Source organism: Marinimicrobium sp. UBA4509, from assembly GCF_002388575.1.
Taxonomy (GTDB): domain Bacteria; phylum Pseudomonadota; class Gammaproteobacteria; order Pseudomonadales; family Cellvibrionaceae; genus Marinimicrobium; species Marinimicrobium koreense.
In genome coordinates this window covers 1-7,315 of sequence record NZ_DGMV01000086.1, presented here as the reverse complement: position 1 = coordinate 7,315, position 7,315 = coordinate 1, and the positions used below count along the sequence as shown (strand labels likewise).

Annotated in this window: 8 protein-coding genes and 1 pseudogene; 4 read left to right on the top strand and 5 right to left on the bottom strand. The window is 57.3% G+C overall.

The window, feature by feature from the left end:
- Positions 1-29: 29 nt before the first annotated feature.
- The 4 genes from B3520_RS16360 to B3520_RS16345 all read right to left on the bottom strand — a co-directional run bounded on the left by B3520_RS16360 (position 30) and on the right by B3520_RS16345 (position 3,919).
- Positions 30-1,007: a YheT family hydrolase gene (locus B3520_RS16360; RefSeq protein WP_286804713.1), complete on the bottom strand. Its 978-nt coding sequence runs from the start codon at positions 1,005-1,007 to the stop codon at positions 30-32.
- Positions 1,008-1,018: 11 nt separating this feature from the next.
- Positions 1,019-1,906, bottom strand: a complete 888-nt coding sequence (locus B3520_RS16355; protein WP_286804715.1) for a fatty acid desaturase — start codon at positions 1,904-1,906, stop codon at positions 1,019-1,021.
- Between the two features lie 166 nt (positions 1,907-2,072).
- Positions 2,073-3,443, bottom strand: coding sequence for an MATE family efflux transporter (locus tag B3520_RS16350; protein ID WP_286804716.1), 1,371 nt, complete (start codon positions 3,441-3,443; stop codon positions 2,073-2,075).
- Positions 3,440-3,919: a YaiI/YqxD family protein gene (locus tag B3520_RS16345; protein WP_286804717.1), complete on the bottom strand. Its 480-nt coding sequence runs from the start codon at positions 3,917-3,919 to the stop codon at positions 3,440-3,442. Before B3520_RS16345 ends, B3520_RS16350 begins: the two co-directional genes overlap by 4 nt.
- Before the next feature lie 152 nt (positions 3,920-4,071).
- On the opposite strand from B3520_RS16345, the gene B3520_RS16340 reads away from it, so the two are divergent.
- Positions 4,072-4,953, top strand: a complete 882-nt coding sequence (locus tag B3520_RS16340; protein ID WP_286804719.1) for a TraB/GumN family protein — start codon at positions 4,072-4,074, stop codon at positions 4,951-4,953.
- Between the two features lie 213 nt (positions 4,954-5,166).
- Complete coding sequence (locus B3520_RS16335) at positions 5,167-5,718, top strand: PEP-CTERM sorting domain-containing protein (protein ID WP_286804720.1); 552 nt, start codon at positions 5,167-5,169, stop codon at positions 5,716-5,718.
- A gap of 114 nt (positions 5,719-5,832) precedes the next feature.
- On the opposite strand, the gene B3520_RS16330 is transcribed toward B3520_RS16335, so the two are convergent.
- The gene (locus B3520_RS16330; protein ID WP_024461697.1) at positions 5,833-6,186 is read right to left on the bottom strand and encodes a DsrE family protein; all 354 of its coding nucleotides are present in this window, start codon (positions 6,184-6,186) and stop codon (positions 5,833-5,835) included.
- Between the two features lie 221 nt (positions 6,187-6,407).
- Here B3520_RS16330 and B3520_RS16325 point away from each other — a divergent pair, with 221 nt between their 5' ends.
- Positions 6,408-7,007 carry an exopolysaccharide biosynthesis protein gene (locus B3520_RS16325; protein WP_286804721.1) on the top strand — a complete coding sequence of 200 codons (600 nt, stop codon included), beginning with the start codon at positions 6,408-6,410 and terminating at the stop codon, positions 7,005-7,007.
- Positions 7,008-7,072: 65 nt separating this feature from the next.
- Positions 7,073-7,315 (top strand): annotated as a pseudogene (locus tag B3520_RS16320) (DUF1768 domain-containing protein); the annotation flags it as partial.

Below are 7,315 nucleotides of genomic sequence, written 5' to 3'. Positions count from 1 at the left end.
GCGGATGCGGGCTGCGCCCTTATGCCGCCCTACGCGACCGCCGTGCGTTCCATGAACCATTGGAATCGGCGTTCGTACCAATGATGGTGATCTGATTTTCGTTTTACGAAACCGGTATGGCCGCCGTGGCGGGCCAGCTCCAAATAAAAATTCGTGCTTTCTTTGGCCAATTTAACCGGTAACTGATTGTTGTCAATAAAAGGGTCGTCTTCGGCGGTAAGAACATAGGTCGGAACGGTGATGTTTTTCAGGTGGGGCAGGGAGCAAGCATGCTGACGGTAGTGCTTCGAACTTTCGAAGCCGTGCATGGGTGCAAACAGTCGATCCTCAATCTGGTCCACACTTTTGCAGTCCCGCACCCAGTCCATATCCACTTCTTTACCAAAATCGATATAAGCCGCTTTACGTTCAAACTTGTCGAGCAATGAACGCACAAAATGCCGTTGGTACAACCAGTTGTTCAGAGGCTTGGTCATGGCCGCATGAAACGAGTCCAGCTCCAGCGGTGGCGATAATAAAAAAGCGCCTTTGACAACCGGGTTGACCTCCGAGCTGTCCTTCCCCAGATAATTCGCCGTAATGGTTCCACCCAGACTGACACTGACCAGATAGATCCGGCGATAGTGTTGACTATAGTGATTCACCAACGCTTTCAGATCCTGATAGTCATGGCCGAGGTAGAACCAGCGCGTGTGATTGAGCCGTTTGCCACAGGAGCGCATGCTCCAGTTCAGGGTATGGCAGCCCCAGCCGGACACCGTGTGGGCGAAACTCAGTAGCGGTCCATCTTTGGCATGACTCTCCAGGCCGTGGCTGAAGATTACCAGGGTGTCACTCTGTCCAGGGCGGTACCAGAACAGTTCCAGCTCGTCGCCATCATCGGTACTGAAATGATCCGGTTCGGGCCGTTCGCTCGGTCGATGCCGGAACAGACGCAGTGACAGTGTCTGTAGGTGGCCGTTGCGAAACAGCCAGGGAGCGCGATAGTCAGAGTGAATGATGGGCATAGCTCGGCGCCTCACTGAGCGATATCGGATGAGTGTTGAGTGCGGGAGCGACAGGCCGGTCGACGACGTAACGGTTGGCAAACGCGAGAGAGCAATCGATCCAGATGATCGATCCAGTAATAGATGGGCACGGTTCGGGTGTAGCAATGAGCGGGAATCAGCGGCTCCAGTTTTTTATGCAGCTGCGGCAGTTTGGACCAATGAAGACCACACTTGTGGTGGTGCGCCGTGTGGTAACCGATGTTGCCGGTCAGAATATTCAGCCACTTGGAGTCCACCACATTGCGACTGGCCGCCATGGGGTTTTCCAGGTCGAGCTCCAGATGGTGATAATAGGTGGCACGCATGGTGACGATGAGCGAGGCGAACATCGGCAGCCAGAACACAAACAGTGCCGGCAGCGGTCGATACACCGTCAACGCCAACAGGATGCCGAGGCTGGCCGACAACTCGATCAAGTACCGACGCAATAACTTCGGCCGTTGACGGGCGATGGCAATCGCCCGTGGGTAGGTAAGAAACAGGCCTTCGGCAATATAGCGCCACAGGCTGATGGTGGTGCCCCCGGCCTGCCAGCGCGAGGTGTCCCGATCCTGATCCAGGTAGTGACGATGGTGGCCGTGGATGTGGTGCAAGGTCCAGGTACTGGCGAGCATTCCGGTCTGGAACCCGTAAACAATTTCCAGCAGGCGATTCAACCATGCGTGATGAAACGTCCGGCAGTGATGATGGTTATGGTTCCAGACACAGACATTGGTTTTCGGAAAAATGCCGAGCAGGAACCAGCCGGCCAGCCAGACAATGCTGTCCACGAAGGCGTAAACACACAGGTCCAGCAAAAAATAGAAAAGAATGATCCCGACCGGCAGCCGATCCTCGGGATGGCGAAAGAGTTTCATCGACGCCTCCAACAGCGGAGGCTCTGGGGAACAACAAGCGGGACTGCAGGTGGTATCACGCGTCACTCCTTGATGATTGGGGGGCTAATCCATCAGCCGCGATCTTAAGGGGGGTGTCGAATTACCGACAAGGAACCGGGTCACAGTTCACAACAGGGGCGTTCTTTTAATCCTCTTGTGTCAGATTATTCATCCATAACCGCTTACCAATGCGTCGCCACATGGGAAAGAACTTGAGCGCGTCTTCCAGAAACATCAGCGCATAGACAATCAGGAATGGCCAACCCAAGCCAAAGATGGCCAGAGCACACAGCGGAATCCCCACCCCCCACATGACCGACACATCGGTTATCAGTACGAAGCGATTGTCGCCACCGGCGCGCAGCACACCGATGATACGCATCATGTTGAATATCTTGACCCAGACCAACGCGCAGAAAATGCCCAGCGTCGTCTGAAGAAGCTCGGCCGTATCCTGCTCCACCTCACCAAAGGCACTCAGAATCCAGGGGCTGATCAACCACAGTGTCATCGATAAGGTCAGCACCAGTATCAACGTCAGGCGATCAAACACTTTATGCAGGCGCCAGGCCTCCTCGGTGTTGTCCGCCCCCAAGGTACGCCCGACCATGACCGCGCTGGCACTGGCCAGACCGACAAACAGCGCGAAAAACGCGCTTTCAATGGGCACGATCACCCCCATCACCGCCAGGGCGTGGGTGCCGGTAAACCCGGTCATCACATGGTAGGTGGCATTCCCCAGCCCCCAAAGCCCATAGTTGGCCACCAGGGGCAGGGAGAAGGCGAGAAAGCGTCGGGCGGGTTGCCAGGCGAGCGCCGTTTTGAATTGCGCCCAGCGCAACGCAAAGCCGTGTTGACGGCCGTACACCCAGGCGAGGATGAACGACAGTTGGCAGAGGCGGGCAATCAGCGTGCCCCAGGCGGCCCCCGCGACCCCCAGAGCAGGAAAGCCGAAATGACCGAAGATCAGTATATAGTTGAGTGCGACATTGATCAGAATGGATAGCGTGCCCGCCACCAGCGGCATGCCGGTATTACCCAGAGCCCGAAGCGATGCTTCGTAAATGGCAATCCACTGGGTCAACAGCAGCGCCGGAGCAGTAATCACCAAATAGCGGGCGGCGAGCGCCACCACTTCCGCATCCGGGTTGAGCCAGCCGAGCCAGATATCCGGGCGCACACCAAACAGCAGCAGAAACGGCACCATGGTCAGGGTACCCACCATCAGGGTAACGCCGAGGGTACGCTGGCAACTGGCGAATTTACCGGCACCACTGTATTGCGCCACCAGCACACTGCAACCCGTCGCCAGGCCACTCATCAATACCAGCAACAGGAAGTGCAACTTGGCCGCCAGGCCCACGGCGGCGATCGCCTCGGAGCCCAGCCGGCTGACCATCACCACATCGGCCATGCCCAGCAGCGATTGCAGAAGCATCTGCAAGGCGACGGGCAAAGCCAGCAGAAGGACCGTCCACCAGAACTGACGGTTATCCGGGCGTAGCTCTGTCGTCATTTCGGCGATGGTCCTGAACTCTGGGTACGGCGGGCGTTCTTCTGCAACCAGCGGTCAAGCTGGTCGGCAAACTGCTTGCGATCGGTCTGGGAAAATCCGGAGGGTCCGCCGGTCACTTCACCGGTGCTGCGCAGCTCTTCCATGAGGTTGCGCATGGCCAGACGCTGGCGAATGTTTTCCCGGGTGAAAGGCTGGCCGCGCGGGCTCATGGCCACCGCCCCGTTTTCCACCACCTCCGCCGCCAGGGGAATGTCCTGGGTGACCACCAGATCACCCGGTTGCAGCAGGCGCACAATCTCATTGTCGGCCACATCAAACCCGGCCATCACCTGCCGGGTTTTAATAAAGGGAGAGGGGGGCACACGAATGCCCTGGTTCGCCACAAAAGTGGTGGTGATTTTCCAGCGATCCGCAGCCCGACAGAGAATGTCTTTCACGACCACCGGACAGGCGTCGGCATCAACCCAAATTGGCATAATGTCACTCACGATAAATGATCAGCCGCCATTGTAGGCAGTGTCCCGCGCTTTCACCAGCTCGCGTTACCAGAAAGCGTTGCGCCTTGACCCACGGCAGTTTAGGCTTTGCGCTCAGGATTTTGATAAACCATTACAAGGAGCACCCCGCCATGTTTTACCGTCTCATCCACGCCCTGCTGCTCAGCTCTGCGCTGGCCGCCGTAAGCATCGCCCAGGCAGACACCGCGCTCTATACCATCAGTAAAGGTGATCAGAGCTTTTTCCTCGGTGGCACCATCCATCTGTTACACCCTGACGACTTCCCACTGCCCGCCGAATTTGACGCCGCCTACGCCCAAGCGGACGCCCTCTATCTGGAAACCGACCTCGGGGTCATGCAGGATCCGGCCTTTGGCCAGAAAATGATGCAGGTCATGATGTACCCGCCCGGCAAAACCCTCAGTTCCGAGCTCAGCCCGGAGGTATGGAAAGAGCTACAAAGCTATTCCCAGGCGAACCAGTTCCCGGTACAGCAGTTCATGGGGTTCGATCCCGCGTTTGTCAGCATGGTAATGACCGTGATGCTCGCCCAGAAGAACGGCATTCAGGAGGGCGTTGACGCCTACTTCTACCAGAGAGCACAACGCGATAACCTGCCAATGGGCGAACTGGAAACGGCCGAGCAGGTGCTGGATTATATGAAGGTGATGACCGGCCACGACGGCGACGCCATTATTCAGGCAACCCTGACCGACCTCAAGCGCTTTGACCAGCTGATGACCGACATGGTCAATGCCTGGCGTACCGGGGACCTGGAAACACTGGACCGGGAAATGGCGCAACCGATGCGGGAGCAGGCCCCCGGGATGTATCGGACGCTGATGACCGAGCGCAACAACGATTGGCTCCCGGTGCTGGAGTCCCTGTTTGAGCAGGAAGGCACCGAACTGGTTCTGGTGGGCTCGCTGCATCTGGCTGGAGATGACGGCTTGCTGAACGCGTTGGAACAGAAGGGCTACGCGGTAACCTCCTATACGGTCAACACCGACTAGCTCTGTCCTTGTAGAACCCGGCGCCAACAGGCGATTTTTTGCGTCGGGTCACTTTACAAAACCCGCCCCCGTCAATGACACCCCATTAAACAACGTCAATGATGGCGCGGGTTTACCCGCCTTGGCACAGTCCCTGCTTTATTACCTGCGATGCCGAATGTTCGAGCCTCGGCACGGACACAATACGCTGTTCGATTCAAGTAGGTACCTATCATGAACATTTTATCAAAAGGAATTCGTGTTGCTCTGGCCACGGTTATGGTGGCATTTGCAGGCCATGCACAGGCGCTGCCTTTGGGCCCCGGAGATGCGGATTGGGAGTACAACTCCGAGAAAAACAACTCTAACCTGAGCGGGACGACCATTGCCGGCATCGTGGGCACGGACTCCATCCTGGAGCTGTACTACAAAGCGAATGTCGACGAAGGGAACGAAGAGGGCAGTTTCACCAGCTCCTATAACACCGTGTTTTCCGGCGACCCCAATAACGCTCTGATCACTTATGTTGGCGGCCCATCAATTGTTTGTCCGGAATGTTATTTGATCGTCAAGGACGGTAACCAACCCCAGTATCTGTTCAATCTCGCAGACTGGGACGGCATGGAAAGCCTCGACCTGCAAGGTTTTTATCCTGGCAACGGCGCCATCTCCAATGTCGCCATCTGGGGTAAAACCGGAGTCAGCGTACCGGAGCCCAGCGCTCTGATACTGATGGGATTGGGATTGATCGGCTTGGGAATGGCCCGGCGCCGGGTAGCCCGCTAAGGAGAAGCTAATCAGCAAGGAGGATTACCCAGATCAAGGATGATGCATCTTCTACGAAAAAGCCCGCAAGGAACTGCGGGCTTTTTTCTTTTGGGGTTGGCGTTTGATCCGTTTTCAGAACGCCATGGACTTGCAGTCGTCCCGAGCCACCTGTTTGTAAAAATCCCCCATGCCCCCCATTCGGGTGCCGTCGAGAATCTGGCCGTCCCCGATACCCCGAGCTTCGGCGCAGGGCTTACAGACAATAATCTCCGCGTTCTCGTGCGCAAACACCTCGGCAAACTTGGCCGGCGGACCGCAGGGCACCACCTTCTCATGGCAGCCCGGAACCGCCAGGGTCACCGCATCGTGAAACAGAATCAGGGTGACGGTATCACCGGCTTCCAACGCCGTGTTGGCAAATATGAAGGGAATCGCCGCCCGGGTGGTATCGCTCGGCCCCCATGTAGTGGAAATGGCATAGTGCATGTTCTACTCCTGATTTGAAGAAAGGGCATCAGGTAGATAAGGGACGCTGCCTCATCATCCCCGATGGATGCGTTGCGCATGTTGGTATAGCTAGTAGACCACGGGAACCACCGCAGGTGTCAATAGAGTGGACACAGCAAAAAATGGCGACTCGTCCATGGTGGAACACCCTCGAACGCGCTACCCTATAGGCCTTTGCCTGCATCGGTAGAGGCCCGACTTTGGACACCAGACCCCACGTCGCATCCCTGGATGAAGTACTGGACCGGGTGGCAGACATCTGCGATCACCGGCCGAGAGTTTCCATCGACGCCATCATGGACGCCATCGGCCAACGTTCCTTTGGCCCGGTGTTGCTGCTGATTGGCCTGATCGTACTCGCCCCCATCATTGGCGATATTCCCGGCGTACCCACCCTGTGCGCACTGATGGTGCTGACCATCTCGGTACAGCTTCTGCTGCACAAGGAACACTTCTGGCTGCCCCGATGGATACTGGCCCGCTCGGTCACCACCGCGCACCTGCTCAGAGCCATCCGGGTATCGCGTAAACCGGCCCGTTTTATCGACCGGCTGGTCAAGCCCCGGTTGATCTTCCTGATTCGCGGCTACATTCCCATGCGCTGTGTCGCGCTATCCAGTATGGCCGTGGCACTGATGATGCCGCTGATGGAATTTATCCCCTTCAGCGCCAACCTGGCCGGGGCGGTGCTGACCTTTTTCGGACTGGCCATTATCGGCCGGGATGGATTGCTGGCACTGTTGGCTTTTGTGTTTACCGGGGCCAGTGGGGCGGTGATTGGCTGGGCATTCTTGGGGTAGGCCTGCCTACAGCCCCTATCTGCTACACTCGATCTCTTCCAATCACGCAACCTCAGTGCCTGACCATGACCCTGTTTCAAGCCTCCGAACTCGAGCGCGCCGTTCACGTTTCCCGACTACAACCCGAGGATCCACTGGGCTGCACCATTCAGCGACCTTTTGAACTGGACGGATTTGAGTGGCCCACCGCCGAGCATTACTACCAGGCCATGAAGTACCCGGGACGAAAGCGGTTTGATGACATTCGCCAGGCGGCGACTCCCGAGCAGGCAAGACGCATCGGTCGCGGCTGGCTCAAGCGACCCCGC